The following is a 25,977-nucleotide window of genomic DNA, read 5'->3' on the forward strand; positions in this document are numbered from 1 at the left end:
AAAGATAAAAAAAAAATAGAATTAAAAAATTAAAATTAGGGGGCCTTAGCCCCTATTTTCCCAAAATTCACGGGATATTCTAAAGCTTTTGATCCAATAAATTGAATATCCTTGAATATTCCATAAAAAGGGGTTTGACCCAGGCAGTTCCCGGGATGGGAAATTGAGAGACTGGATTATTCACTTTTTCTCCCATTTAAAGTCAATTGCAGCAAAACTTGTTTGTTAAAAGTGCTGCTATAACCCCTGTAATCTTATCGGTCTCAGGTATCAACAGCCCGGCTGTTTCTTGCTGTTCCCAATTCAGTTTTTCAAGCCTGTCACTGGGATTAGCTGTCGCTGATCCCTCAACCTCTATCATGGGGCCGGACAAGCATGGGAATCATAGCCCGGCTGCGCCGGTCTGTTCCCAATTCAGTTTTTCAAACCCACCTGTGGGGATTAGCTTTCGCTGATCCCTCAACCTCTATCATGGGGCCGGACAAGCATGGGAATCATAGCCCGGCTGCGCCGGTCTTTTTTCTTCGAAATTTCAGCGCTTGCAAAAGCAAGCTTTTGACGCGCTTCTTTTCAAAGAAATGTGCGCTTCGCGCACGATTCCCTTTTGAGCAGAGAGGAAGGGATTCGAACCCTCGATACACTTTTGGTGTATACACACTTTCCAGGCGTGCGCCTTCGACCACTCGGCCACCTCTCTAAAAATTGATCCCATACAGGGGTGCCCAAGAAACGAAATTTTTAGCAATCCGTAAAATTTTGCCGCTTTAATTTTAGGCCATTTCTCCCCTTAGGGAAGCCTCAAAGATCGTTTTAAATGAATTTGAGGAAACCCTGCTACCCAGAAGGTACATTAACTTGGCCAGGGCGGCCTCCGTTGTGATATCCTTCCCGTCAATCAAAGGGATCTGAGCCAGTTCAACACTGGTTTCATATTGGCCCATCAGAACACTGCCACCCCTACACTGGGTAACGTTTACAATATGCAGCCCCCTGTTCACTGCCTCCTTTAAGGCATGGATCAGCCAGGGTTCCGTAGGGGCGTTTCCCGCTCCATAGGTTTCCAGTATAAGTGCTTTCAATCCAGGGGTTTGCAAAAGGGCACTCACCCAGTGCTCGTGTATGCCGGGAAACAGTTTGAGAATACCAATTCGGTTATCCAGTTTCAGATGTACTTTCAGTGCCTTTCGGTTTTGCTGCTTTAACAGGAATTCGCGCTGAACATTCAGGTGTACCCCTGAATAAGCCAGAGCAGGGTAGTTTGGGGAATCAAAAGCCTCAAACTGTTCCGCATTCATCTTGGTGGTCCGGTTGCCACGGAATAATTTATTCTCGAAGTAGAGGCATACTTCCTGTATTACTGCCTTCCCTCCCTCCCTGAGGGAAGCGAACTGAATAGAGGTAATGAGGTTTTCTTTGGCATCAGTCCTCAGGTCGCCTATCGGTAACTGAGATCCCGTAAGAATTATCGGTTTAGCCAGGTTTTCCAGCATAAAACTCAGGGCAGAGGCTGTATAGCTCATCGTATCGCTTCCGTGCAAAACAACAAAGCCATCGTAATCATTGTATTGTTTTTCAATAATGGAGGCAATCTGTTTCCAGTGTGAGAGATTCATATTGGACGAATCTATTGGTTTGGAAAAGGACACCGAATGTATAGTACAATCCAACTGATGCAATTCAGGGATTTGTTGTACCAGGTTTTTAAAATTAAAGGCCCGTAACGATCCCGAATCGTATTCCCGAACCATCCCTATGGTACCTCCGGTGTAGATCAGTAAAATTTGTGGCGGCTTGTTTTTCACGGGTTCAGACTGTTTTACACTAAATGCCAAATACCTCTTTGGAATTTGTGGTGGTTGCGGAAGCTATCGTTTCTTGTGTACTTCCATAAATTTCTGAAAGTTTCTTTAAGACCTCCCGAAGATAGGAACTTTCATTTCTTTTTCCCCTGTATGGCACAGGAGCAAGATATGGGGAATCGGTTTCCAGAACAATGTGGTCTATTGGGATTTTATTCAAAAACTGGTCAATTTTTCCATTTTTAAAAGTGACCACTCCCCCAATTCCCAGTTTCATATTGTAAGATATTGCTTGCTGCGCCTGCTCATAGCTCCCGGTAAAACAATGGAATATACCTCGTAATTCAGGGCCTTTTTCAGATTCGAGCACTTCAAATATCTCATCGAAGGCTTCCCTGCAATGGATTACGATGGGCAGCTTATGGGCTTTCGCCATTCGGATCTGCCTCCTGAAAGCATCGGTTTGTTCCTGCAAGTGGCTTTTATCCCAGTACAGATCAATGCCGATTTCGCCTACCGCTACATATTCGCTCTTGGCCAACTGTTGGGATACGTGTTCCAATTCCTTTTCGTAATCGGCTTTTACATGGGTTGGATGCAGGCCGCACATCAGATGCATAAGTTGCGGGTATTTTCTTTTTAGGGCCAGCATATCGTTGGTATAAGACGCATCTATGGCCGGGATAAAAAATCGCTTAACCCCCGCTGCCATTGCCCGTTCAATCATTTCGTCCCTGTCCTCATCAAAAGCCTCTACATAAAGATGGGCATGTGTATCTGTAAGATTCATGCCGCAAAAATAGAACTATCTTTGTCAAAAAATAATATGGCATCGCTGAAAAAGCACTTGCTGAAAAAAGGGTATACCGCCATACCCCTCAGGCGTACCAATACAGAACATTTTGAATTGGATGTTGTCCTCAATGGGGTTGCTGGAAGATTTATTCTGGATACAGGAGCTTCAAATACCTGTGTTGGTTTTGAGGGCATTGAAACCTTCGGGTTGCAGTCCGAAACCTCTGAAATTAAGGCTGCAGGAGCCGGGGCAGTGGATATGGAGACACTGATTTCCACCAAAAACACCCTGGAAGTAGCCAGTTGGAAAAAGAAAAAACTAAAGATTGTGCTTTTCGACCTCAGCCATGTCAATCAGGCCCTGACCGCGCATAAGGCGGTTGCCGTTGACGGTATCATTGGAGCAGACATCCTCAGGAAAGGCAAAGCAGTTATAGACTGCAAAAAATGCCGGCTATTTCTGAAGTAGCAAAACAATTAATATTTATTCAAACGCTATAACTCCAGTGCCTTTTCCAGGTTCCCATCCATCAGGTGCTCTACAGGATTTTCTACCGCTTCCTTAACCGCCACCAGGAATCCTACAGACTCCTTTCCGTCTATAATTCGATGGTCATAGGAAAGCGCCACGTACATAACAGGGGCTATTGCAATGGCATCATTCCTGACAATAGGGCGATCCACAATATTATGCATTCCAAGGATACCACTCTGGGGCGGGTTGATTATTGGCGTCGAAAGCATCGATCCGAATACCCCGCCGTTTGAAATTGTAAAGGTTCCTCCGGTCATTTCATCAACTGTAATCTGCCCATCCCTTGCGCGCAGTGCCAGCCGTTTTACCTCAGCTTCGATTCCCCGGAAACTCAGGTTCTCTGCGTTTCGGATTACCGGAACCATAAGGCCTTTCGGACCGGATACGGCTATACTGATATCGCAGTAATCGTAGCTGATCATCTCTTTGCCGTCAATCATGGAGTTCACTGCCGGATACATCTGAAGGGCCCTGATGACCGCTTTGGTAAAGAAAGACATAAAGCCCAGACTTACGCCGTGTTTTTCCTTGAAGGCCTCTTTATGCGCTTCCCTTATTTCAAAAACGGCAGACATATCCACCTCGTTGAAGGTGGTGAGCATGGCCGTTTCGTTTTTCGCGGAAACGAGTCGCTCTGCTACCTTGCGACGCAACATGGAAAGCTTGGTGCGGGTCTCCCCCCTGGATCCTGACCCAGGGCTGCCCATTGAAGGAACAGCCTTTACAGCATCTTCCTTGGTTATTCGCCCATCTTTGCCCGATCCGGATACTTCAGAGGCATCTACCCCTTTTTCATCCATTATTTTACGAGCTGCCGGGGAGGCCGTTCCGCTGGCGTAGGTTTTTTTCTTTTCCTCCTGTTTCGGTTTACTTTTTTCAGTATCCCCGGAAACATCTTTCTTTTCTTCTTTTTTGGCTTCTTTCTTTTCTTCTGAAGCCTTCCCGGACTTAGAATCTCCTTCAGGCTTCTCCGCGCTGGTATCGATAAGGCAAACTACTTCCCCTACGCCAACTGCATCTCCCACTTCCGCCTTAAGGGTAATAATTCCGCTCTCCTCAGCAGGAAGTTCCAGGGTGGCTTTATCTGAATCTACCTCCGCTATGGCCTGGTCCTTTTCAACATAATCTCCATCGGCTACCAGCCATTCGGCAATTTCAACTTCTGTAATGGATTCCCCGGGTGAGGGAACTTTCATCTCTAAAATCATGCACTCTGGGTTATAGTTATTCTAACTCTTGTTTTTATTTCGATGCTTCCGCAGGCTGTTTCGGCCTGGTCATATTGTCTTTACTCTTGTCAAATACATAGTCAATGACCTGCTGGTGACGCATTTTTGAACGAACCGCGCTTCCGGCAGCTGGAGACGCATAGAACCTTCTGGAGGCAACCCGCAAGCGGGATGCTTCGCTGAAATGCATCATCATATGGCTCCAGGCTCCCATATTTCGGGGTTCTTCCTGTGCCCATACGATGTCATCCGCCTTTTTGTATTTTTCCATAATCGCCTTCATTTGCTCTGAAGGCAAGGGGAATAATTGTTCGATGCGCACCAGGGCCACATCATCCCGGCTCAGTTCTTCTCTGGCAGCCAGCAAATCGTAATAGAATTTTCCGGTACAAAAGACAAGCGTCTTAATTTTATCAACTTGCGCTTCTGCATCATCTATGACTTCCTGGAAGTGTCCTTCTGCCAATTCCTGTACTGATGACACACATTTGGGGTGACGCAACAGGCTTTTTGGGGTGAACACAATAAGGGGTTTACGATAGTTTACCAACATTTGCCGACGCAAGAGGTGGAATAAGCTTGCAGGGGTACTGCAATCTGCCACAAACATATTATCGCGTGCGCAGAGCTGCAGATAACGCTCCATACGCGCAGAGGAATGTTCCGCCCCCTGTCCTTCGTAACCATGGGGAAGTAACATCACCAGTCCATTCTGTATTTTCCACTTGTCCTCAGCGGCAGAAATATATTGATCGATCATGATCTGCGCCCCGTTGCTAAAGTCCCCGAACTGAGCCTCCCAAATGGTAAGGGTCCCCGGGCTGGCCATCGCATACCCATAATCGAATCCTACCACCCCGTATTCTGAAAGCAGGGAATTGTATATCTGGAATTTGCCCTGATCTTCAGAGAGGTGGTTCAAAAGCAACACTTCCTCTTCACTTTCCTCCACCTTCATTACCGCGTGGCGGTGGGAGAAGGTTCCCCGTTCCACATCCTGTCCGGACATACGCACGTCAAAGCCAGCCTGCAACAGGGAACCATAGGCGAGTAATTCCCCCATGGCCCAGTCCAGCTTATCGGTTTCATAAAACATTTTGCGACGGTCGGCCACCAGTTTTTCAACCTTGCGAAGAAACTTTTTATTCTTGGGCAATTCGGTGATCACACTGGCAATTTTTTCCAGCTTCTCCCTGGGGATGCTGGTGTCTACCCGTTCCATCATTTCCCATTCCCTTACATTCTCAAAACCTTTCCATTCATCCTCCATAAAAGGAGTAATCACGGTTTTATCTTCTTTTCGGGAATCTTCGAGTTTTTCTTCCAGGCTGGCGCGGTAATCGGCCTCCAATTTCTCCACGAAATCCTCATCGATAACCCCTTCGGAAATCAGCTTTTCCGCATAGATATCCCTGGGGTTTTTATGCTTTGATATGGCCTTGTAAAGCTTGGGTTGTGTAAAGCGCGGTTCATCGCCTTCGTTGTGCCCATATTTTCGGTAGCCCAATAAATCCAGGAAAACGTCCCTCTGAAACCGCATTCGGTATTCCAGGGCAAAGAGCGCGGCATGCACCACTGCTTCCGCATCATCCGCATTGACATGCAGTACCGGGCTAAGGGTAACTTTTCCCACATCCGTACAGTAAGTGGATGAGCGGCCGTCCAGGTAATTGGTAGTGAACCCTATCTGATTATTGACAACCATATGGATGGTACCCCCGGTTCCATAGCCATCCAGACTGGCCATCTGGACCACCTCATAGGCAATCCCCTGTCCGGCAATGGCAGCGTCTCCGTGTACTACAATGGGCAGAACATTGCTTACATTATCCGGGCAATGCGCATCCTGTTTGGCCCTGGTTATTCCTTCCACTACGGCACCTACCGTTTCCAGGTGCGAAGGGTTTGGGGCGATATTCATATTGATGCGGGCCCCGGAATCGGTTTTACGCTCGGAAGTCCAGCCCAAATGATATTTTACATCCCCGTCAAAGATCTCCTGTTCATAATCCTTGCCGTCAAATTCACTGAAAATATCCTTGGCTGATTTCCCAAAAATATTGGTAAGCACATTTAAACGACCCCGGTGGGCCATTCCCATAACAAATTCCTTTACCCCCATTTCAGCAGCCCGTTCCACAATGGTATCAAGGGCCGGAATCAGGGATTCGTTCCCTTCCAGAGAGAACCGTTTTTGCCCCACATACTTGGTGTGCAGGAAGGCTTCGAACGAAACGGCTTCATTTAATTTCCTCAGGATGTGCTTCTGGGTATCTGCACTGAATTTTGGATGGTTGTCATTTACGTTCAGCCAATCCTGAATCCACTGAACCCGCTCGGGGCTTCGGATATACATATATTCAACCCCTATAGCCTCACAGTAGATCCGCTGCAGGTGGTCAATGATTTCCCTTAAGGTATTCGGACCAATCCCTATGATCTCCCCTGCGCTGAAGGTAGCATCCATATCGGATTCATCCAGGCCGAAATTCTCGATGTCCAGAGTTGGGGAATAACTTCTCCTTTCCCTTACCGGGTTTGTTTTTGTAAATAAATGCCCCCGGCTGCGATAGCCATCAATCAGGCGGACAACCTGGAATTCTTTTTGCAGGGTCTCCGGCATAGAGCTTACTGCCCCGTCACCATGTCGTACCAGCCCGGAAAGGGCATCGATGTCCAGATCTTCCAGGGCACTTTCGGTCCCGAAATCAAATCCCTGGAAAAAAGCCCTCCAACTGGGCTCTACACTGTCCGGATGCGTTCGGTAACGGTCGTATAGGTCTGAAAAAAAAGCGGTGTGAGCCGCGTTTAAAAAGGAATATTTGTCCATCGAAAAGCTGGTAAATCTCGCTTAAAATAATTTATCAAAAATACAATTTTTCAGATGTATAGAGTAACTTGGGAGGGTATTTTACGCAAAACTGTTGCAGTATGGCCTCATTTAAGACCATTCTTCCAAAATATCGGTGCTTTATTGTGTTTTTCTGGCTCATTTGCCTGACTGCCCCAGCCCTGCTTCAGTCCCAAAGAGCATCTTTCGGTTCCAAACTGCAGTATGGGGGCGGATTGGGCCTCAGCTTTGGACGCGATGCCTATTCTGTAAACCTCGCTCCAAGTGCTATCTATCCGGCCAGTGAGCAAATAGCAATTGGATTGGGGATCAGTTTTTCAAGCTCGAAATTTGGTGATGACAAACTGCTCGCTTACGGAGGGAGCCTGATTAGCCTTTTTAATCCCATTCCGCAATTACAAACCTCCCTGGAGTTTGAACAGTTGCGCGTACGTTTTGATTACAACAATGACGGGGTACGGGAAAAGTACTGGCTGCCTGCCTTATATGCCGGGCTTGGATACCGCTCCGGGAACGTGACTGTTGGTATTCGATACGACCTTTTATTCAATGAAAATCGGAGTCTGTATGCGGATCCGTGGGCCCCTTTCCTCAGGTTTTATTTCTAAGGTCAGGGTTTGTAATGCCGTCGGGTCCATACCTTTAACCATTCCCTTTGCAGTATTTTAAAGGTAATTTGCTCTGAGGCCTCTACGGCATCTGAGGGTGTGAAATTCCTGAATGCCCGTTCGGAAATATCCATGGCATACATCAGGGTCAGGTATTGGTCAAAGTTTTCGAGCAACAAACGGTAAATGAGCTCCTTAAGGTAGTCCGTCAATTCAGCGGCGGTTGGTTCGGGCTTTAGCTGCAGGCTAAATGAAATTCCGGCCCGGTTTACGTCTTTTTCCAACTGCAACAGGAGTTCTGTGTACATTTGCTGTTGCCCGGCATAGGCCAGCAACTCTGCACTATTGTCAAACTCCTTTCTCATTAGATAAGTGGCTGCCTGTAACCCTTTAGGCTCAGTTCTTGTAAACCTTTCCGTCTTTCATGACGAACGCTACCTTTGCCAGCAGGCCTGCATCGTCCAGCGGGTTACCTTCAACTGCAATGATATCCGCTAAAAAGCCGGATTTAAGTTGTCCGAGGGAATCCCCCATTCCCAACAGCTTTGCATTGGTGACGGTGGCAGCCCGGATAGCGGCCTCTACAGGCATTCCAGCCTCAACCATATAGACGAATTCCCCAGCGTTTTCACCATGCGGGAATACACCCGCGTCGGTTCCAAAAGCAATCGGGACTCCTTTTTTATAGGCCCTGGAAAAGGTGTCCTGAATGAGCGGTCCAATTTCTTTGGCCTTTTTGGCAACTACCTCAGGAAAATACCCTGGGATTTCAGCATTGCGGGCCGCTTCTTTGCCGGCAGAGATGGTAGGTACCATGTATACGCCATATTGCTTCATCAGTTCCATGGTTTCTTCACTCATCATGGTCCCGTGCTCAATAGTATTGATCCCGCCTTTTATTGCGCGCTGCATTCCTTCATCCCCATGAGCGTGGGCGGCAGAAAGCATTCCGTAATCCTTTGCCGTCTGTGTGATCGCCTTGATTTCCTCTATGGTAAATTGCGGGTTTTGCCCGTTTTTAGCCACGCTGAGCACTCCTCCCGTAGCTGTGATTTTAATCACATCTGCTCCTTCCTTGTAGCGTTGCCGCACCGCTTTTCTTCCGTCCTCCGGCGAATTAACGACCCCTTCCTTGGGTCCGGGATCTCCCATTAAATCATAACTGCGGCCATTGGTCGGGTCTGCATGCCCGCCTGTAGTGGCGATAGCTTTTCCGGCTGTAAAGATCCTTGGGCCGGGAGTCAGTCCCCTGCCTATCGCTTTTCGCAGGGCAATGTTTACCCCGGATCCTCCCAGGTCACGGACGGTTGTAAAGCCGGCCATCAGCGTGCGTTCGGCATAGACTGCAGCTTCAAAGGCAACATCTGCCGGATTAGCCGTAAACTGTTTGATATAGCGATCAGGGCTGGATTGGCCTTCTATGTGAACATGCATATCGATAAGGCCGGGCAGCACTGTTAAGGCCCTCAGATCTATCACCTGGTCCTGACCGGAGCCTTGTGTAAAACCATTTTCTACTGCAACAATTCGGTTATCTGAAATTACCAGGGTTTTTTCGTTTTGCAGTTTTCCACTGGCCACATCCAGCAGGCTGCCGCACTGTAGGTAGGTTTGCTGTCCGAAGGACAAAATGCCTGCCCATAAGATCAAGAATAGTACGCTGTATTTTTTCATAGTGTTCTCATTTAGGTTCTTCTCAATTTCAGGTGGTTACCCGTCTGATCTTTTGTTCCCACTGCCAGGCCGATTTCATTGCCTCGTCAAGGGTGGATTTAGCCTTCCATCCGAGCACGTTGTTTGCCTTTGAAGTGTCTGCATAGGCAGTTGTTATATCCCCTGGCCTCCTGCCCACTATTTTGTAGTTCAGCTTTTTTCCGGAAACCCGTTCAAAACTCTGAATAACTTCCAAAACGGAACTTCCGGTGCCCGTACCAATATTAAATACCTCATAATTCCCTTGTTGCTTCTCCTGAAGCAAGCGTTCAAGGGCTACCACATGTGCTTTTGCAAGATCTACCACATGGATATAATCTCGTATGCAGGTACCGTCAGGGGTAGGATAGTCATTTCCAAACACGGATAACTCCTTGCGAAGCCCCGCAGCGGTCTGGGTTATAAAAGGTACCAGGTTCTGGGGTACCCCAATCGGCAACTCACCAATCTCAGTTGAGGGATGCGCCCCTATCGGGTTAAAATACCTCAGAGCAATCGCCCTGAAATTATCCTGAACGCGGCAGGTATCCCGAATGATCTCCTCCCCTATCTGCTTGGTATTCCCGTAAGGTGATTCTGCTGGCTTTACCGGAGCCTGCTCGGTGATGGGCATCTCGTCTGCCTGCCCGTACACGGTACAGGAGGAACTGAAAATAAAATGCGCCTGCTCTTTTTTAACCAGCTGCTGCAGCAGATAAACCAGGGAACTCAGGTTGTTTTCGTAATATTTCAGGGGTTGTTCCACACTTTCTCCAACCGCCTTGGAGGCTGCAAAATGGATTACCCCACAAACCTCCGGATAGGCCTTAAAGAAGCTCTCCACAGCAGTGCGATCCCTTAAATCCATCTTTTCAAAAGCGGGCCGTTTGCCGGTTATGGCCGTAATCCGGTCCAGCACCTCTTCCGAGGCGTTTGAACAATCGTCGATAATGACCACATCATGTCCTGCCTCCTGTAATTCCACAACGGTATGGGATCCTATAAACCCCAGTCCTCCCGTAACGAGTATTTGCATAGTATTTTATTAAAGCGCCTGCATGTTACGCCAGGCGGCAGAAAATCCCAAAAACTTTAGACAAAGTTGCTATTGATCCAGATAATGCAACACTGTTTGAGTAATATGGTTCAATTGTTCCTCGTCCAGTTCAGTATGCATGGGAAGGGAAATGACCTCCTCACTCAGCTGGTTGGTTACTGGAAAATCGGCCTCCCTGTAGCGGGAATCCTGGTACGCTTTCTGTCGGTGCAGGGGGATGGGATAATAGATCCCAAAGGGGATCCCTTTTGCCCCAAGTTCTGTGGCCAGCCCGTCTCGCTTGCCTGCTCCAACTTTGAGGGTGTACTGGTGGAATACGTGGCAATCACAGGTGTCGCAAATCCCCTCGCAGCTGCGGACCGTCTTGGGAACCGTTAGCAGGGGGTGCGCCCTGAAAGCCTTATTGTAATACCGGGCAGCATCCCGCCGCCGCTCACAATAGCGGTCCAGGTGGGGTAGTTTCGCTCGCAATACTGCTGCCTGCAGGGAATCCAAACGGGAGTTAACCCCTATTACATCGTGGTGGTAACGCTCGTACATTCCGTGATTCACGATTCCCCTGATATAATGAGCCAGGTCGTAATCATTAGTAAATATTGCTCCTCCATCACCATAGCATCCGAGATTCTTGGAAGGAAAAAAAGAAGTGGCCCCCACATGGCCTAGTGTCCCAGCTTTCTTTTTGCTGCCATCGGGAAACTGATAATCTGCACCAATGGCCTGTGCATTATCTTCTATGACCAAGAGATCGTGTTTTTTGGCGATCTTCAGAATCGCATCCATATCTGCACACTGTCCGAAAAGATGCACCGGCACAATGGCCCTGGTCTTTGGAGTAATGGCTTTTTCAATGGCCTTGGGATCAATATTGAAGGTTTCCGGATCTACATCGACCAAAACAGGGGTTAATTGCAAAAGGCCAATAACCTCCACGGTCGCGGCAAAAGTGAAATCGGCTGTAATTACCTCGTCTCCGGGTTTAAGCCCCAGACCCATCATGGCGATCTGCAGGGCATCTGTACCATTGGCACAGGGAATCACGTGTTTAACGCCCAGATACGTTTCGAGGTCTTTCTGGAAATTTTGAACCTCAGGCCCGTTAATAAAGGCAGCACTTTCTAAAATGTTGTCAAAGGAATTCCTTATCTGATCTTTAATGTCCTGATATTGATTCACCAGGTCCACCATTTGGATTTTTCGCATAGCAGAAGATTCTTCTCACAAACTTACAAAATAAAGGAGCCCTCAACAATGAATTAATCAAAGAAGCGTATTTTAGCGCAAAACCCTGTACCGTTGTTTTTCCTATACGATCTGGCCGTCCAATTCTCCGCATTTATCCTGAGAATTCTCGCATTCTTTTCCCCAAAAATAAACTTGTTTGTCAGGGGCAGGCAGCAGACAGCTGGCATATTGAAAAACTTCAGGGAACCGGGAAAAAAACTTATCTGGATGCATACGGCCTCCCTTGGGGAATTCGAACAGGGATTGCCCGTTCTGGAACAACTCCAGCAGGAATACCCTCACTACCAGTTTTTAGTCAGTTTTTTCTCTCCCTCGGGCTATGAAGTAAAAAAGGGTAAGGTCAAGGGAGCTCATACCTGTTATCTGCCCCTGGACCAGAGAAATAAAGTGAAACAGTTTCTGGATACGCTAAACCCGGAGATAGCCATCTTTGTCAAATATGAGATCTGGCCCAATTATTTTCGGGAATTAAAGCACAGGCAAATTCCGCTCATTATGGTTTCTGCCATATTCCGGGAAAAGCAGATATATTTTAAATGGTACGGCTCCTTTATGCGTAAAGTTCTGGATAGCGTGTCTCATTTTTACCTGCAGGATAAACGGTCTGAGGAATTACTGCTGGGAATTGGCATTCAAAACCTGAGTGTAAGCGGGGATACCCGTTTTGACCGGGTTTATAAAATCCGTAACCAGCAATCTTCCCTTGACTTCATGGAGCACTTTAAAGGCAATCGCTTTTGCCTTGTAATGGGCAGCAGCTGGCCGGAAGATGAAGCCCTGTTACCCCCATTGTTGGAAGACTCTGAAAAAGAAAAGCTTTGCCTGGTTATTGCCCCGCATAAAACGGATTCAAAAACCATTGAGAAACTACATCGTATTTTGGGTGAGCAGGCAGTCCGGTATTCCCAAAGAGAAGAAATGGATTTAGATACTGCCAGAATACTCATTGTTGATACCATTGGCCTGCTTACAAAAATCTACGGTTATGCAGACCTTGCTTATGTGGGAGGTGGGTTTGCCACAGGTCTGCACAACACCCTGGAACCTGCAGTTTATGGCATTCCCGTTCTTTGCGGACCTCAATACGAGGGTTTTAAAGAGGCTGAAGACCTGGTAAGGCTTGGGGGTGTCCGGGTCACAGGCCATGCTTCGGAATTTAAAGAGACTGTACTGGAATTTTTAAATAGTCCGGCAAAAAAGGTAGAAATCGGTAGCATAAATCTCAAATATATTACAGAAAACAAGGGGGCCAGCATCCAAATCCTGGACGGGATTCGTACATTATTAAAATGATTAGCCCCCAAATTCATGAAACCCACCTTTTGCCTGATGGCTTCCATCCTTTTTTGCCTGGTCTTCAGTAGTTGTCTGCAACGGGAGAAAAGCCAGGCACCTGCTCTGGATTCCAAACCCATTCCGGACACAGCAAAACTCCGACAATATCCCAGACCGCAAATCCCGGATACCAAAAAGAAGCAGGACACACTTCGTCCAATACTGGCGCTGCGCGATTAAAGCAAGTAAGAATCCATTAGTTTTTTTTGGCTAGCTTTAACGGGACCAAACCATTCCCGCTTATGAGCGCCAAGATCTTTCGTATTTCCCTTATTGCAGCTTTAGCCGGCTTCCTTTTCGGATTTGATACCGTGGTAATCAGTGGGGCAGAAAAGAAATTGCAATTGTTATGGGAGACATCTGATGCCTTCCATGGAACTGTGGTTATTGGCATGGCCCTTTTCGGAACCGTTTTGGGGGCTATTTTTGGCGGGATCCCCACCAATAAGCTGGGCCGAAAAAAAACGCTGATTCTGATCGGGCTATTGTATACAGCTTCCGCTTTGGGCTCTGCCCTTTCAAATGACCCCGTAACTTTCGGAATCTTCCGCTTTATAGGCGGGATAGGCATCGGGGCATCAACTGTGGCAGCCCCATCCTATATTTCTGAGATCGCCCCGGCCCGTAACAGGGGAAAATTGGTTGGCATGTACCAATTCAATATCGTTTTTGGTATCCTTATAGCATTTTTCTCGAATTATCTGCTCAACGGAATCAGTGAGAATGACTGGAGATGGATGGTTGGTGTAGAAGCCATCCCGGCCTTTATCTATACGGTTTTTGCTTTTGGCATCCCGAAAAGTCCCAGATGGTTATTAACCCATGGAAAGGAATCCGAGGCTTCTGCCATTCTGGACCGGCTGGGGCTGGAAGTAACCATAGAGCAGATAAAGGAAGATATGTTGCAAAGTCAAATGGCCAGTAAAAAGTCTGAAACCATCTTTATTAAAAAATACCGCTTCCCCCTGATCCTCGCTTTCCTGATAGCGTTCTTTAACCAATTCTCAGGCATTAATGCCTTTCTGTATTACGCCCCAAGGATTTTTGAGGCGGCGGGCCTTGGGGAGGATACGGCCCTGCTCAGCAGCATCGGCATTGGTTTTACCAACCTGGTCTTTACCCTTTTTGGGATCTACCTGATTGATCGGCTCGGACGCCGGCAACTCATGTATTTCGGATCTTTTGGATATATTATTTCCCTGACCCTTGTAGCCATGGCATTTCTGCTCAACTGGACCGGCCTGATGGTACCCACCTTCCTGTTCCTCTTTATTGCAGCCCACGCCATTGGGCAGGGGGCCGTAATCTGGGTCTTTATCAGTGAAGTTTTCCCAAATCACCTGCGCGCCTCCGGACAGGCATTCGGAAGTTCCATTCACTGGATCCTTGCCTGGCTGATCCCCTCCTCTATCCCGGTTTTGTTTGCTTGGATCGGACCCGGGCCGGTATTTGGATTCTTTGCCTTTATGATGGTCCTTCAATTGCTGTTTGTTCATTTTATGATGCCGGAAACCAAAGGGGTTTCCCTGGAGGAATTAAGCAAAAAACTTACTGGCAGGAATGCATCCTGAAAACCCTCTAATTCCTCAAAAAAAAGGACCATCAGGCTTTCCGGGAGCATTCTACAGACGTTAATCGAAAGAAATGGGTGTTTTGTCCTGGGCCCCGACATACCCCTATACATTGATCAAAATCCTGACAGAATACGGCTTTTATTGCCTTGCTTTTTAGTATATTGTATGAAATTATATGAATTATGGGAAATGAAATATCCATAGGCACCCGTTTTCTGAATGGGTTTCTAAGTGTTATGGTCGTGGTTCTGATACTGGTGCTGGCCGCCGTTGTGGTGTGCCTGATCCTGGCCGCTTTTGGCGTATTTTAGACGGTTTTTCCCCAAACATTACAAATCTTATGAAGTTTTGAGTGACTTCTAACCTCAGCAAAAACATCCCTCCTTTGGAGGGTTTTTTGTTTAATGGGATGGCGGAATACTGTGCTTTTTTAAGATGCGAATCTTTTCTTTTTCCCCAATGGGGGACTTCCTTTGCCTGTAAAGTGCATCCAGCGCCCTGCTGCGGATTTTCGCGATATCCACAATTCGTCCGGGATAGTCTACTGTATACTTAAAATCATAAAATTGCATTTCCAGTGGCTGGATCCTCCAGGGTTCTATTGCCAAAGCCGGGGGCAGAGTCCTCAATTCCGGAACGTATTTTTTTATAAAGATGGCTTCCGGGTCGTGTTCTATGGCATTTTTTGTCGGATTGTATACCCTTAGTGTATTGGTCCCTGTAAATCCAGCCTGCATTTGCAATTGACCGTAGTGTATCCCGGGCTCAAAATCCAGGAATTGACGGGCCAGCCAGTGGCTCCCCTGGCTGAAATGCTGAAAGAGGTGATGGGTAAGGAAGGAAACTACCATGGCCCTGAGTCGGAAATTAATGTATCCGGTCTGATGTACACAGCGCATCGCGGCGTCGATAAGCGGGTAACCAGTCTGGCCCTTTTCCCAGGCCTTTATATATTCAGTATTTACAGGCTGTTCTAAAGACAGGAAGGCCCTGTTGACCGCTTCGAACTGCATCCGGGGCTCGGCTTCAAATTTTTGTATAAAGTGGCTCTGCCATCTTAGCCGGGAGCCAAACGCCCTGGTTTGCCTTAGCCATTTCCCACGGCCTTTGCACTCCTGCAATTGCTGATAAATTTCCCGGATGGAAAGGTTCCCCCAGGCGATATAGGGAGACAGCCGGCTGCAACCGCTGCGGGAAGCCTCCGGTTTGGATATGGCAGATGAATAATTTGCAATGCGACTCTGAAGAAAACTCTTAAGGTACTTAAGGGCTGCTTTCCGGCCACCTTTCTGGAAACCGTGGTTTCGGGTGGGCCGGCCTATAGACTCCCAGCTGGTTCCCATCCGATTGATTTCTGAAGGATTAAATAAAAATGCCTGTTCCCAGCGAGCCATTTGCAATGGACTGCTCATGTAAGTGTTCCAGTTTGCTACCCAATCTTCCCTGTCGGTACTGCCACGACGAACCCCATTGTTTTGAAATTCCTTCCAGCTTATTCCCTGTTCACGGCAATAAGTTGCAAATTCCAGGTCTCTTCTGTAGGTCAGGTCGATACCTGTTTCCATATGGCTAAAGATGGTCTTGATTTTATATGAACGGCTAAAGTCTTTGAAAAAAGGAATTGCCTCGGCACGTACTGCTAAAATGGCCGTATTGTATGAGGCCAATTGCTCCTGCAGATCCAACAGGCTTTCCCGCACAAAATCCCAATGCCGCTGGCTGTAATGAGGGTCCGCCTCCAGGCTGGGTTCCAGCAGGTAGAGGAGCAATAATTTTTCCCCGGAGGCAACCGCACTGGCGAGCCCCTCATTGTCTTCCAGACGGAGGTCCCGCTTAAACCAAAAAATATTGCAACTGGGTTTATTCATCTGTAGAAATACAAAAATAAGGCAGGAGGTCTGGGAGGCCAAACAAACCGGGACAAGTCTCCAGTAAAGAATACAGGCCCGTGCCTGTTTGTTACCTCCGATAATTGTGGGCAGCCTTCCTGAGCCGGTCCATAATGGCTTTTCCTATCCCCTCCTCCGGTACGGCTTCAGCTACAATACAATCCAGCCCTGCATTTTCCATTTCATGCATGGCCCCAAACATCCTGGACGCATATTCTGTGAGGTCTGCCGTTTTGGTCAGTCGGATATATTTCGCATAGCGTTTATCCTCCGGCAGGGAATAGCTGATTAGCCCGGCTTTGGACCAATCCAGCGTATCTGCCAGTTCAGGGCTGTACAGATAAAAAGGGGTCTCTGGGCTGTAGTGTGATTCCAGCATGCCGGGAGCAGGCAGGCCTTCTGCCAGGGGCTCCCGGGATTCAGGGAGTACCTCGGCAAGATCGGAAGCAGTAATTACCCCCGGCCTAAGAATCTGAAAACCATCCGCATTGAGACGGATGATGGTAGATTCTATCCCCACCCGGGTGGGTCCTCCCTCCAAAATAAAATCTGCCTCAGGCAAATTCCTCTGAACATGATGGGCTTCGGTAGGGCTGATCCTTCCGAATTTATTGGCGCTGGGAGCAGCAATCGGGCATCCGGCTTCCCGGATGAGCTGCAGGGCTACCGGGTGGTTGGGCATGCGGATTCCCACGGTTGGCAAACCCGAGGTAACTATATCAGGAATGACTTCCATTTTGGGCAATACCAGGGTCAGGGGGCCAGGCCAGAAAGCTTCGGCAAGTAATCCAATCCGGTCATCATCTGAAGCTGCCAGTTTCGGCAGCATGCCGATATCTGCAATATGAACAATGAGCGGATCAAAAGAAGGCCGTTCCTTTAGCTCGAAGATACGGGCAACTGCCAAAGGGTTCAGGGCGTCTGCGCCCAGGCCGTAAACGGTTTCAGTCGGAAATGCAACTACCCCGCCTTTCTGGATGCAACTGGCTGCTTTTTTTATGGAATCTGTTTCTGACAATGCCATAGTAACCATGGAGTTATAGCCCCAATACAGTTTATGGCAGCAAAACTATTAAATTATTAAATGGGTATTGGCAAGAAGGTACTTATTGTTTCCTTCCTTTTAAATAGGAAAAAAGCATATTCAGTACAAAGACAAGTTGTGCAAGGGCCGTAAGCATAAAAACAGCGAGTACCAGCCAGTTAATCCTCCTATTCATAAAATAGGCCTGCATTTGTTGCTCGACGTTTTCGAAAAATTCAGGGCCTTCCGGTACGGGCCTGGAATTTCCGTAAAGAAAAAACACGAAAAGGGCACTGAGGCCTAAAGCCATTAACAATACATGAACCACAGTCAAAATATCTGATAGTGGTATCTTCCTGCGTCTAAAGAACCAGTAAACCAAGCCGGTCAAAACGGTAGTAAGTGCCAGAAACAAAGCAAAGAGGGGGTACGCAACAACAAAATAGGTACCTGCCAGGTCAAAGTCTACGGATTCCTGCCGAAACAGGAAAACAGAGAGCAGGAAAACAAAGGCTATTAGCCAGAAAAAATACTCCGGATGGCTGATGATTTTTTTCACAATGCTATTTAACTATGCTAAAGTTGTTTGAATACACCATTCAGCTTCTTATTATTGGTATCTTACAGATTCCTTTCAGGAACCTTCATATGCCTCCTTTATCCAGGCCAGCAGTTCCTTATCCACTTCTTCTGTGCTGTGGAGTTGCACCCTGTGGGTGCACATGCTGCCAAATGGACCGGAATCCCCCAGCCTATTGCTTGTAGCCTTCCCGGGCAATTTCAACCCCAGATCAATCCTGGATTTTGTGGCTGGCTTAACAAGGGCAAACTGGCGTTTGCGGATAAAACTTACACTTCCTTTTTTGGGGCTAACCGTGATATCCTCCCCAAGCTTGAGAATGCCGGATTTAAGTATTTCATAAATTGGGTACAGTTGTTCTTTCCCTTTATATTGAGCGGCTACCAAATCTTCGGGTGAACTGTCTTCAGATTTGGATAAACTTACAATGGTATTTGCAAAACCATGGGTTATTCCGTGTTCTTTCTTTAGATAATTGACTGCCTCAGAATGTTTTGCGAAAGACTTCTTTTTAAGAACTGCTTTCCACCCTTCCAGGGATTTCCCTGTTTTTTCAGGCATGTTGGCTATCATAGTTTGGAGGGCCTGGTCCATGCTTTTTAGTATTATGGCTCCCCGGAGGATCAGGGATGCAGATTTAACTACAGTAAGTTACGATTTTTGGAGATATGCGAAAGACACAAACAAAAAACCCGTCCTAAAGGGACGGGTTTTGAACGTACAGGTGAAAGGACTCGAACCTTCACGCCTTGCGGCACTAGTACCTGAAACTAGCGTGTCTACCAATTCCACCACACCTGCATTTTGACATTGGCTGCCAATTGGGCGACAAATGTAGTAATTTTTCGGCGTCCCCTACAAAAAGAAAATAAAAAAAGCCATCCCATACTGGACAGCTTTTTTTGAGTTGTACAGGCGGAGAGACTCGAACTCTCACACCTTTCGGCACTAGATCCTAAGTCTAGCGTGTCTACCAATTCCACCACGCCTGCAACTAAATTCCCGGAACGGAAAATGGTTTTCCTCAAAGGGATTGCAAATATAATTCAATTTTCAATATTTACCAGAGCTTCCATAATTAATACTTCTGACCATATGGAATATCAAATACTCAGTTATGAGTATTGGCAAGCTGTTAAAATCCTTTAAAGGGTTAAGGGCTACTTGAAAGTCATAGTCTCCACCCCTTTCCAGTTATCCTCTATTTCCTGGGTAATAAGATGGGCAGACCTGTTTAAGAATAATTTTGCCGGTTGGTCGCTGGTATTTTTCTTAAAAATTTCCTGAAAACTTACGGCAGCCATGGCAAACTCCTTTTTAAAGAAAAGTTCCATCGCCCTGTCAAAATTCTTCAGGTTTTCCAGTTTATGATCCTGGAGCCCCTGTTCATCCCCATTGATGCACTCGTACAATTTGATCGGTTTCTGTTTTCCTTTTAACTGTACCTTTCCCAGGTACCTGAAATCAAATTCTTCTGGCGCAATCATATTGTCCAAACACTCCTGTGTGAGTAAGATAGTGGTCCCATAATGTTTGGAAAGCCCTTCAATCCGGGCAGCCGTATTTACGGTATCTGAAATGATGGCTGCATCCAGCCTTTCGCGATCGCCAGTGATCCCCAGGATTAACTTGCCGCTCTGCATTCCTACACCAACCCTAACAGCCTGCCTGTCTTTCAATGCCCTTTCGTTGTTGTATTCCCTTAGCGCAGCCTGCATTTCCACCGATGCATTCAGGGCTCCCTGCGACCCTTCTGTAAACAAAGCCATAAAGCCATCTCCCAGATACTGCATAATAAAGCCGCCGTTTTTTCTGATTATAGGCCCCATCCGATTATTAAAAGAATTCACAAACAAGAAATTGTCTGTTGGGCTCAGGTTTTCTGAGATACTGGTAAAGTCCCGGATATCCACAAAGACCACAGTAACCTCACGTTCCACCTGGTCCCCGAGGAAAACTTCCGTGATTTTAGCCTTTCCAAGCGACTTTATAAATTCTGATGGGACAAACTTCTGGCTTACATCGTGTATTTTTCGAATAGCCTCCTCCCGCTCCTGCACTTCCTTTAGTCCTTTTTGATACAGATGGGCACTTTCTATTGCAGTAGCAGACTGCAGTGCAATGGTGGTCAGTAATTTTAATTCGGCAGCCGTGTATTCAATTGAGTCCTCATGCCCCAGCAGGACCATTCCGAGGGTGCGGTGCTTTACTTTCAAAGGGGCGTACATGACGGTCTTTAAATGTTGCAGTGCCGGATTACTGGCTATGCGCTCAGCAGGAACGATTGAGGAAGTCCCCCTCTTGATCAGCTCCTTCAGCATATTGTTCTGGCTGTCTATAAAATCCTGTCGCCTGGGATTTTGTCCGAACTGGGCTATACTGATCACCCTGTCCTGTTCGGCCTCGTACATCAGGAAAAGCCCGTGGGTCATTTCTATGATCTGGGAAGCCTCCTGCAGCGCCACCTGTGCAATGGATTCGGCGTCAATCTTTTCAGAAATCATCTCACTCAGCCCATAAATCATATTGATTTCCCGATAAAGCCCAAGTACTTCCTTCCCGATATTCTTCTTATCCCATTCCTTTTGAAATAGTAACAAAATGGTATCCCTGATAAGAACAGCTTTCTCCTGCCGGTAATAAAAGCTTCCCAAAAATGTTTCTTCAAACTTTAAAGGAGAAGAGTGCTCCAGGTGCTCCGGTTCTCCCCATAAAACTGCCCCACTACTATCTTTAACGCTAAACTCGTATCCTGAGTTACGAGAAATATCCCCTAATATTTTTATTGAGGCTTCATCGCGTTTCAAGATATACTTGAGAGTTCTTAATGCGGCTTTCTGGATCATTGTCGGGTCTTAACCTCTTAATATGGATTCGGCAACAGATAACATTTCATCCGGGTCAAAGGGTTTGGTCATGTATTTGTCCGCCCCCATCTCAAGACCTTTCTGCCGATCTACCTCCTGCCCCTTGGCAGTTAATAAAACAATATAAATGTCAGACAGGTTCAGCTCCTTTTTTACCTTCTGGCAAACCTGCATCCCGTTCATTTTTGGCATCATTACATCCAGGAATACCAGGTTGGGCCGTTCCTTCTGGATCAGGCTGAGGGCTTCTTCCCCATTTTCAGCAAAAAGCAATTCAACCCCTTCATCCTCCAGGTCTTCCAGGGTTTGTTCGATCAGCATCCTGATATGGGCTTCATCATCTACAATTAGCAATTTTTTATCCATGTTATTTTCTAAGGTTTTTAAATGAATACTAGGCTACTGGTAAACAAAAAACATCACATTTTCCATCCCCTTCTGGAATTTGAGTTCCTTGATGGATTTGTCTCCGTTTTCGTGCAGGGAGTTCAGCATAATGATATCCGGTTTGATTTCGGAAGCCGTTTCCAGCAACTTGTCGGGATTGGCTTCAACCACCTTGTATCCCCGTGCCGTAAGCACATCTGTTAGCGATTTAACGGTAGAGGCGTCTTCGTCCACCACCAATACCCTTTTTTTGGAAACCCCCTGCTCCAAGAGTTCATCCACTTCGTGAAAAAGCTTCTCGGTATCGATGGGCTTGGTCAGGTAGCGGTCTACCCCAATCCTGAGGCCGCGTTCCTTATCCTGTACAATGGAGAGGATTATGATGGGGATATCCATGGTGGCCGGGTCGTTTTTCAGAACGGCAGCAACATCAAAGCCATTGATTTCGGGCATCATCACATCCAGTATAATCAGGTCGGGTTTGCTGACCCTTACCATATCCAGGGCTGCCTTCCCGTCTGCAGCTTCCTTTACGTTGTACCCTGCATCTGAGAGCTCCTGCCGCAGCAGGGAACGGATGGGGGTGTCATCATCAACCACCAGGATAGTAGGGATGTCCTCCAGGGTCTTTTTGGAACTGTGTTTTATCTGCTTTTTCAGGCTCTTCAGGATGCGCTCCAGTTGGATGGGTTGCTCATTGCTTTCGCCCAGTGTCGGGACAGAGAAAAAGAAGGTACTGCCTACATTCAATTCACTATTCATCCAGATAATCCCGCCGTGATGCTCTATGATTTCCCTGCAAATGGGAAGTCCCAGCCCGGTTCCCTGGGGCTTATCTGTTAGGGTGTCGCCGGCCTGCCGGAAGCGCTCGAATACCTTATGCTTGTCTGTCTCAGCAATACCGATACCGGTATCCTGAACCTCAACGATGATTTGCCCCTTATCCTGGTAGGCCTCAATAGTAACCGTCCCCTTTTCCGTAAATTTGACGGCATTTGAGAGGAGGTTGATAACCACCTGAATCAGTTTATCCTCATCCCCGCTGATCAGGGGCAGGTCCTTGGGTATTTTTTTCTTAAGCGCCAGCTTCTTGTTCTCGAACAGGGAAGAGGTGGCCGACATAGCCCTGCTCAGGATATCCTGAATAAAAATGGGTTTCATGTTCCAGTCCATCCGCCCGGATTCGATCTTCGCCAGATCCAGCACGTCGTTTATCAGGCTGGTAAGCCGCTCTCCTTCCGAGACCACCACTTCCAGGTTTTCGCTTACCTGTTTCATGGTCTTCTTGATCTTCTGGTCATTAACGCTCACCACCGGGAAAATTTTGTCTTCCAACCGTTTGCGGATAATTTTGGCGAAGCCCAGCACAGAAGTGAGGGGTGTTCGCAACTCATGGCTTACTGTAGAGAGGAAAGCACTTTTTGCCTCGTTGGCATCTTCTGCCCGGGCCTTGGCTTCTTTGGCTTCTTCATAGAGTTCCGCATTGTGCAGGGCCACCCCCACATTTATGGCGATAGTGCCCAGCAGGTTCTTGTCCTCTTCGTTAAAGCGTCCTTCCTGTGTCATGCTCTGCACACTGAGGACGCCAATAATATCATCCTCAACAGAGATGGGAACCCCCAGGTAGGAAACGGCCTGTTTCCCGGTTTGCTTTAAGCCGTATTTGTCATATTCGGCTACTATATCCTTGTCTCTGTTGATCAAAAGAGGTTCCCCGGTTTGTATGATGCGAGAGGTAAGCCCTTCCCCTAATTTCATGGGAGGCATATTATCCCCGTCCTGATAGGGAAAATTGATAATGTTCGTTTCCTTGTCCAGAATGGCCAGATAGGTAATGTCTGATTTAAAGACCTCCTTCATCTTGTCTCCCACCAGATTGATCAGTTTGTCCAGTTCCAATTTATCGTTCAGGGCCTGGCTGACGGAATTTACCGTGGCCAGTTCATTCAGGCGCTGTTGTACTTCACGGGTACGGAGCTCTACTTTATCCTCCAGCATCTCGCGTTGGGCGATCAAAAGCCCGGTCCGGACCTTTACCACAAAATAGACGATGGCCATAAACAACAAAAGGTAAAGCATATAGGCCCACCAGGTACGGTACCAGGGAGTTGAAATTTTAAAGGAGACAGAACTTTCTGTACTAATGTCCCCATATATGTTCTGCGCCTTTACCTTAAAGGTGTAATTCCCAAAAGGCAGATTTATGTATTCCCTGGTAGTCTGTTTTGTCCAGTCAGACCAGTCGTCGTCAATCCCCTGAAGCTGGGTACTGTACTGCATTTCCTTTTGTCCGATGTAGAAGGGTGCTGCATAGCTCAGGGAAACTGAGTTACTTTCGTAAGGTATTTCAAAATTTTCCGGGAAATCAATATTCCCCGCGTATAGCAAAGAGTCGCCGGAAACGGAAAGGTTCCGGATTTTCACTTCAAAATTTGGGTTGGAAGGATCCTCTAATTTTCCCTCATATCGAACAACCCCGTCGGGCCCGGATATCCAAACTACCTGAGTTCCATCCGGAGCAGGATCTTCGGGATAAATGTCCCAAAGAATATAGTTCTTCAATTCACGGAAGACTTCAGTATTTACTACCCATTTTCCGGCTGAATCTTTTTGTGCAAAGAAAACACCAGATCCTTTATTGAGCCAGGTACGCCCCTCACTATCTTTTGCAGTAAAAGGAGTCCAGGTCCCGCCACGCTCCCAATTAATGAGGTCATTATAAAAAAACTTCGCTTTTTCAAACCTATCCTCCTCCTGATTGAATATATAAGTGCCTTTTCCTTCCCTCGTTGAATAAAAATGGATTTCCCCGTCGATATCGGAAAAGTAAATTCGATAGTCCGGCAACCCCTTGTCCTCACCATATACAATCTCCTCCACAGCTTCCGGGATAATTTTATCGTCCTTATAATTAAGTTTTAACAACAATACCACGCCCTTTTCATCGCTGTTAAGCCAGATGTTTCCGTCTTCGCGCTCAGCTATAACATCTGCTCCCCCGCTAAAGGAATATCCCTCTATATTATGTTCCAACACAAAATTATTGGCTTGGGTATCGAAATAAAAAAAGGCTATCCCTTGTTGATGAGGAACAATAATTCTGTTTTCATCAATTTTGGATTGATAAATATTGCCAACTCTTAGATCATAATTACGGCTTTGTCGAACATATTCGAATCGTTTGTCCTTTATTTCCAGTAACCCCATATCCCCTGTCCCAACAAACAAACGATCCTTGAATTCCACAAAGTTACCACCTTGCCCAAAGGTTCCCTCAATAGGTATAATTCGTTTATTCTCCTCATCCAGATAGGCTATCCCGTCATTTGTGCTTAGATAAAGTATGTCCTTAAACCTGTAAACCGAGAATACCACATTAGTTGGTAATCCCATGTTCTTATCAAGGAATGTAAAATTGTTTTTAAGGTTTACGCTTGAAATCCCATTGAATAAGGCCAGCCAGAGTATTCCCCTGGAATCAACATAGGTATAGTCCACAGCCCCATCCTGAAGGCCGTTTTCCACTGTGTATTTTTGAATCAGCCGGCCATCATGCCCCATCAGAAAGGCACCATCACTAAAGGAATTAATCACAAAACGACCATCATCCATGGCCACTCCGGGCAGGTAAATATCTCCTTTGGTGTACTCGTCCACTTCCGTATCAAATGGCGTAAACGTATTTCCGTCAAATAGAAAATACCCCAAGTTCCTTGTGCCAATCAGTATATTGTTTTCATCATAAGGCAGGATAACATAGATCCTTTCATTTGCAAATTGTTCTCCTTCGGGAACTAATTCGAAAGTATCTTCTTCTGTGAGATAGCATAGTCCGCGACCCCATATCCTGAGGTAATACGTATCGCGTACAATTGCCCCCACATGGTATCCCTGTTCGGATGTAATCACTTTCATGGTGGAGCCATCCCAACAATAGAGTTTGAATTGAGTTCTGAAGATTACGCGGCCTTTAAAATAATCCACCTCCCAAACATCACTGAAAACACGATGTTCCTCGGGGATTTTGTCGACGAGTGACACATATTTCAATTCCCCAACCTCGTTGGGTTCGAGATAGCCAAATTCCCCATTACTACCTACATATATGGTACCTTTATCATCCTTTGTCAGGCAACGCGTTCCGCCCACGGGTAATTCTATGTTCCTCCAGTTAACCCCATCATATTGAAGTATGCCAGCGTTATTGGCAAAATACATGATACCGTCTTCGTCTTCCAGAGCCCACCAATTAATGGGAGCCCCCTCATAATCCCGGTAGGCATAATTATTGATCAGCGGCCTGCCAATCTGTTCCTGGGCGTTGAGGGGCGCAAATAAGAGACAGAAGACTAACAACAGCGCACAGTTATGTACTGCCGAGGAGAGGAAAGGTTGTTTTTGCATGTTGGTTGGTATTATTAAGGCCTGGGGAGATGACCTGCTGTTACTAAAAATACAAAAAAAGCAATACACCCGGCAGATTTGTTTTAATGCCTGCGGAAATAGTTCT

At 46.8% G+C, this 25,977-nt stretch carries 21 protein-coding genes and 3 tRNA genes; 6 read left to right on the top strand and 18 right to left on the bottom strand.

Features of this window, described 5'->3' with window-relative positions:
• Positions 1-609: 609 nt before the first annotated feature.
• The 3 genes from ACT6NU_RS04020 to ACT6NU_RS04030 form a co-directional block, all read right to left on the bottom strand.
• A tRNA-Ser gene (locus tag ACT6NU_RS04020) sits at positions 610-697 on the bottom strand.
• 73 nt (positions 698-770) lie between these two features.
• On the bottom strand, positions 771-1,802 hold the full coding sequence (locus ACT6NU_RS04025; RefSeq protein WP_445383176.1) for an asparaginase: 1,032 nt from the start codon (positions 1,800-1,802) through the stop codon (positions 771-773).
• A 19-nt stretch (positions 1,803-1,821) separates the two neighbouring features.
• On the bottom strand, positions 1,822-2,589 hold the full coding sequence (locus ACT6NU_RS04030) for a TatD family hydrolase (protein ID WP_445383177.1): 768 nt from the start codon (positions 2,587-2,589) through the stop codon (positions 1,822-1,824).
• Positions 2,590-2,625: 36 nt separating this feature from the next.
• Between ACT6NU_RS04030 and ACT6NU_RS04035 the strand changes: the two genes are divergently transcribed.
• On the top strand, positions 2,626-3,063 hold the full coding sequence (locus ACT6NU_RS04035) for a retropepsin-like aspartic protease (protein ID WP_445383178.1): 438 nt from the start codon (positions 2,626-2,628) through the stop codon (positions 3,061-3,063).
• Positions 3,064-3,089: 26 nt separating this feature from the next.
• Here the strand turns inward: ACT6NU_RS04035 and odhB are convergent, their stop codons facing one another.
• Both odhB and ACT6NU_RS04045 read right to left on the bottom strand, forming a co-directional pair.
• A complete protein-coding gene (gene odhB, locus ACT6NU_RS04040; RefSeq protein WP_445383179.1) occupies positions 3,090-4,337 on the bottom strand; it encodes a 2-oxoglutarate dehydrogenase complex dihydrolipoyllysine-residue succinyltransferase in 1,248 nt (415 codons plus the stop codon).
• A 34-nt stretch (positions 4,338-4,371) separates the two neighbouring features.
• Entirely contained in the window at positions 4,372-7,188 is a 2,817-nt protein-coding gene (locus ACT6NU_RS04045; protein WP_445383180.1) for a 2-oxoglutarate dehydrogenase E1 component, read from the bottom strand.
• 101 nt (positions 7,189-7,289) lie between these two features.
• Between ACT6NU_RS04045 and ACT6NU_RS04050 the strand changes: the two genes are divergently transcribed.
• Complete coding sequence (locus tag ACT6NU_RS04050) at positions 7,290-7,817, top strand: alpha-ketoglutarate decarboxylase (RefSeq protein ID WP_445383181.1); 528 nt, start codon at positions 7,290-7,292, stop codon at positions 7,815-7,817.
• A 2-nt stretch (positions 7,818-7,819) separates the two neighbouring features.
• On the opposite strand, the gene ACT6NU_RS04055 is transcribed toward ACT6NU_RS04050, so the two are convergent.
• The 4 genes from ACT6NU_RS04055 to ACT6NU_RS04070 all read right to left on the bottom strand — a co-directional run bounded on the left by ACT6NU_RS04055 (position 7,820) and on the right by ACT6NU_RS04070 (position 11,769).
• Positions 7,820-8,182 (bottom strand): hypothetical protein, encoded by a 363-nt coding sequence (locus ACT6NU_RS04055; protein WP_445383182.1) that lies wholly within the window; start codon positions 8,180-8,182, stop codon positions 7,820-7,822.
• 31 nt (positions 8,183-8,213) lie between these two features.
• The gene (locus ACT6NU_RS04060) at positions 8,214-9,491 is read right to left on the bottom strand and encodes an amidohydrolase family protein (protein ID WP_445383183.1); all 1,278 of its coding nucleotides are present in this window, start codon (positions 9,489-9,491) and stop codon (positions 8,214-8,216) included.
• Positions 9,492-9,519: 28 nt separating this feature from the next.
• Positions 9,520-10,545 carry a UDP-glucose 4-epimerase GalE gene (gene galE, locus ACT6NU_RS04065; protein WP_445383184.1) on the bottom strand — a complete coding sequence of 342 codons (1,026 nt, stop codon included), beginning with the start codon at positions 10,543-10,545 and terminating at the stop codon, positions 9,520-9,522.
• A 69-nt stretch (positions 10,546-10,614) separates the two neighbouring features.
• Positions 10,615-11,769, bottom strand: a complete 1,155-nt coding sequence (locus ACT6NU_RS04070; protein WP_445383185.1) for a DegT/DnrJ/EryC1/StrS family aminotransferase — start codon at positions 11,767-11,769, stop codon at positions 10,615-10,617.
• A gap of 93 nt (positions 11,770-11,862) precedes the next feature.
• Here ACT6NU_RS04070 and ACT6NU_RS04075 point away from each other — a divergent pair, with 93 nt between their 5' ends.
• The 4 genes from ACT6NU_RS04075 (at position 11,863) to ACT6NU_RS04090 (ending at position 15,031) form a co-directional block, all read left to right on the top strand.
• Positions 11,863-13,104: a 3-deoxy-D-manno-octulosonic acid transferase gene (locus ACT6NU_RS04075; protein ID WP_445383186.1), complete on the top strand. Its 1,242-nt coding sequence runs from the start codon at positions 11,863-11,865 to the stop codon at positions 13,102-13,104.
• Between the two features lie 15 nt (positions 13,105-13,119).
• Positions 13,120-13,326 carry a hypothetical protein gene (locus ACT6NU_RS04080; protein WP_445383187.1) on the top strand — a complete coding sequence of 69 codons (207 nt, stop codon included), beginning with the start codon at positions 13,120-13,122 and terminating at the stop codon, positions 13,324-13,326.
• Between the two features lie 62 nt (positions 13,327-13,388).
• The gene (locus ACT6NU_RS04085; protein WP_445383188.1) at positions 13,389-14,717 is read left to right on the top strand and encodes a sugar porter family MFS transporter; all 1,329 of its coding nucleotides are present in this window, start codon (positions 13,389-13,391) and stop codon (positions 14,715-14,717) included.
• A gap of 185 nt (positions 14,718-14,902) precedes the next feature.
• Positions 14,903-15,031: a hypothetical protein gene (locus ACT6NU_RS04090; protein ID WP_445383189.1), complete on the top strand. Its 129-nt coding sequence runs from the start codon at positions 14,903-14,905 to the stop codon at positions 15,029-15,031.
• A gap of 90 nt (positions 15,032-15,121) precedes the next feature.
• Here ACT6NU_RS04090 and ACT6NU_RS04095 read toward each other — a convergent pair whose 3' ends face one another.
• The 9 genes from ACT6NU_RS04095 to ACT6NU_RS04135 all read right to left on the bottom strand — a co-directional run bounded on the left by ACT6NU_RS04095 (position 15,122) and on the right by ACT6NU_RS04135 (position 25,871).
• A complete protein-coding gene (locus ACT6NU_RS04095; protein ID WP_445383190.1) occupies positions 15,122-16,588 on the bottom strand; it encodes a deoxyribodipyrimidine photo-lyase/cryptochrome family protein in 1,467 nt (488 codons plus the stop codon).
• 91 nt (positions 16,589-16,679) lie between these two features.
• Positions 16,680-17,633 carry an L-threonylcarbamoyladenylate synthase gene (locus ACT6NU_RS04100; protein WP_445383191.1) on the bottom strand — a complete coding sequence of 318 codons (954 nt, stop codon included), beginning with the start codon at positions 17,631-17,633 and terminating at the stop codon, positions 16,680-16,682.
• 82 nt (positions 17,634-17,715) lie between these two features.
• Entirely contained in the window at positions 17,716-18,192 is a 477-nt protein-coding gene (locus tag ACT6NU_RS04105) for a hypothetical protein (protein WP_445383192.1), read from the bottom strand.
• A gap of 75 nt (positions 18,193-18,267) precedes the next feature.
• Positions 18,268-18,807 carry a DUF4287 domain-containing protein gene (locus tag ACT6NU_RS04110; RefSeq protein WP_445383193.1) on the bottom strand — a complete coding sequence of 180 codons (540 nt, stop codon included), beginning with the start codon at positions 18,805-18,807 and terminating at the stop codon, positions 18,268-18,270.
• A 125-nt stretch (positions 18,808-18,932) separates the two neighbouring features.
• A tRNA-Leu gene (locus tag ACT6NU_RS04115) sits at positions 18,933-19,014 on the bottom strand.
• Between the two features lie 109 nt (positions 19,015-19,123).
• Positions 19,124-19,205, bottom strand: a tRNA-Leu gene (locus ACT6NU_RS04120).
• A 168-nt stretch (positions 19,206-19,373) separates the two neighbouring features.
• Positions 19,374-21,059 carry an adenylate/guanylate cyclase domain-containing protein gene (locus tag ACT6NU_RS04125; RefSeq protein WP_445383194.1) on the bottom strand — a complete coding sequence of 562 codons (1,686 nt, stop codon included), beginning with the start codon at positions 21,057-21,059 and terminating at the stop codon, positions 19,374-19,376.
• A gap of 9 nt (positions 21,060-21,068) precedes the next feature.
• Positions 21,069-21,446 carry a response regulator transcription factor gene (locus ACT6NU_RS04130; protein WP_445383195.1) on the bottom strand — a complete coding sequence of 126 codons (378 nt, stop codon included), beginning with the start codon at positions 21,444-21,446 and terminating at the stop codon, positions 21,069-21,071.
• A gap of 33 nt (positions 21,447-21,479) precedes the next feature.
• Entirely contained in the window at positions 21,480-25,871 is a 4,392-nt protein-coding gene (locus tag ACT6NU_RS04135) for a response regulator (protein WP_445383196.1), read from the bottom strand.
• Positions 25,872-25,977: the final 106 nt, after the last annotated feature.

Source organism: Robiginitalea rubriflava (assembly GCF_052540725.1).

Bases quoted from the DNA above. Each gene is read 5' to 3' on its own strand.
- ACT6NU_RS04030 (WP_445383177.1), bottom strand. From the start codon at position 2,589: ATGAATCTTACAGATACACATGCCCATCTTTATGTAGAGGCTTTTGAT.
- ACT6NU_RS04035 (WP_445383178.1), top strand. From the start codon at position 2,626: ATGGCATCGCTGAAAAAGCACTTGCTGAAAAAAGGGTATACCGCCATA.
- odhB (WP_445383179.1), bottom strand. From the start codon at position 4,337: ATGATTTTAGAGATGAAAGTTCCCTCACCCGGGGAATCCATTACAGAA.
- ACT6NU_RS04045 (WP_445383180.1), bottom strand. From the start codon at position 7,188: ATGGACAAATATTCCTTTTTAAACGCGGCTCACACCGCTTTTTTTTCA.
- ACT6NU_RS04050 (WP_445383181.1), top strand. From the start codon at position 7,290: ATGGCCTCATTTAAGACCATTCTTCCAAAATATCGGTGCTTTATTGTG.
- ACT6NU_RS04055 (WP_445383182.1), bottom strand. From the start codon at position 8,182: ATGAGAAAGGAGTTTGACAATAGTGCAGAGTTGCTGGCCTATGCCGGG.
- ACT6NU_RS04060 (WP_445383183.1), bottom strand. From the start codon at position 9,491: ATGAAAAAATACAGCGTACTATTCTTGATCTTATGGGCAGGCATTTTG.
- galE (WP_445383184.1), bottom strand. From the start codon at position 10,545: ATGCAAATACTCGTTACGGGAGGACTGGGGTTTATAGGATCCCATACC.
- ACT6NU_RS04070 (WP_445383185.1), bottom strand. From the start codon at position 11,769: ATGCGAAAAATCCAAATGGTGGACCTGGTGAATCAATATCAGGACATT.
- ACT6NU_RS04080 (WP_445383187.1), top strand. From the start codon at position 13,120: ATGAAACCCACCTTTTGCCTGATGGCTTCCATCCTTTTTTGCCTGGTC.
- ACT6NU_RS04085 (WP_445383188.1), top strand. From the start codon at position 13,389: ATGAGCGCCAAGATCTTTCGTATTTCCCTTATTGCAGCTTTAGCCGGC.
- ACT6NU_RS04090 (WP_445383189.1), top strand. From the start codon at position 14,903: ATGGGAAATGAAATATCCATAGGCACCCGTTTTCTGAATGGGTTTCTA.
- ACT6NU_RS04095 (WP_445383190.1), bottom strand. From the start codon at position 16,588: ATGAATAAACCCAGTTGCAATATTTTTTGGTTTAAGCGGGACCTCCGT.
- ACT6NU_RS04100 (WP_445383191.1), bottom strand. From the start codon at position 17,633: ATGGCATTGTCAGAAACAGATTCCATAAAAAAAGCAGCCAGTTGCATC.
- ACT6NU_RS04110 (WP_445383193.1), bottom strand. From the start codon at position 18,807: ATGGACCAGGCCCTCCAAACTATGATAGCCAACATGCCTGAAAAAACA.
- ACT6NU_RS04125 (WP_445383194.1), bottom strand. From the start codon at position 21,059: ATGATCCAGAAAGCCGCATTAAGAACTCTCAAGTATATCTTGAAACGC.
- ACT6NU_RS04130 (WP_445383195.1), bottom strand. From the start codon at position 21,446: ATGGATAAAAAATTGCTAATTGTAGATGATGAAGCCCATATCAGGATG.
- ACT6NU_RS04135 (WP_445383196.1), bottom strand. From the start codon at position 25,871: ATGCAAAAACAACCTTTCCTCTCCTCGGCAGTACATAACTGTGCGCTG.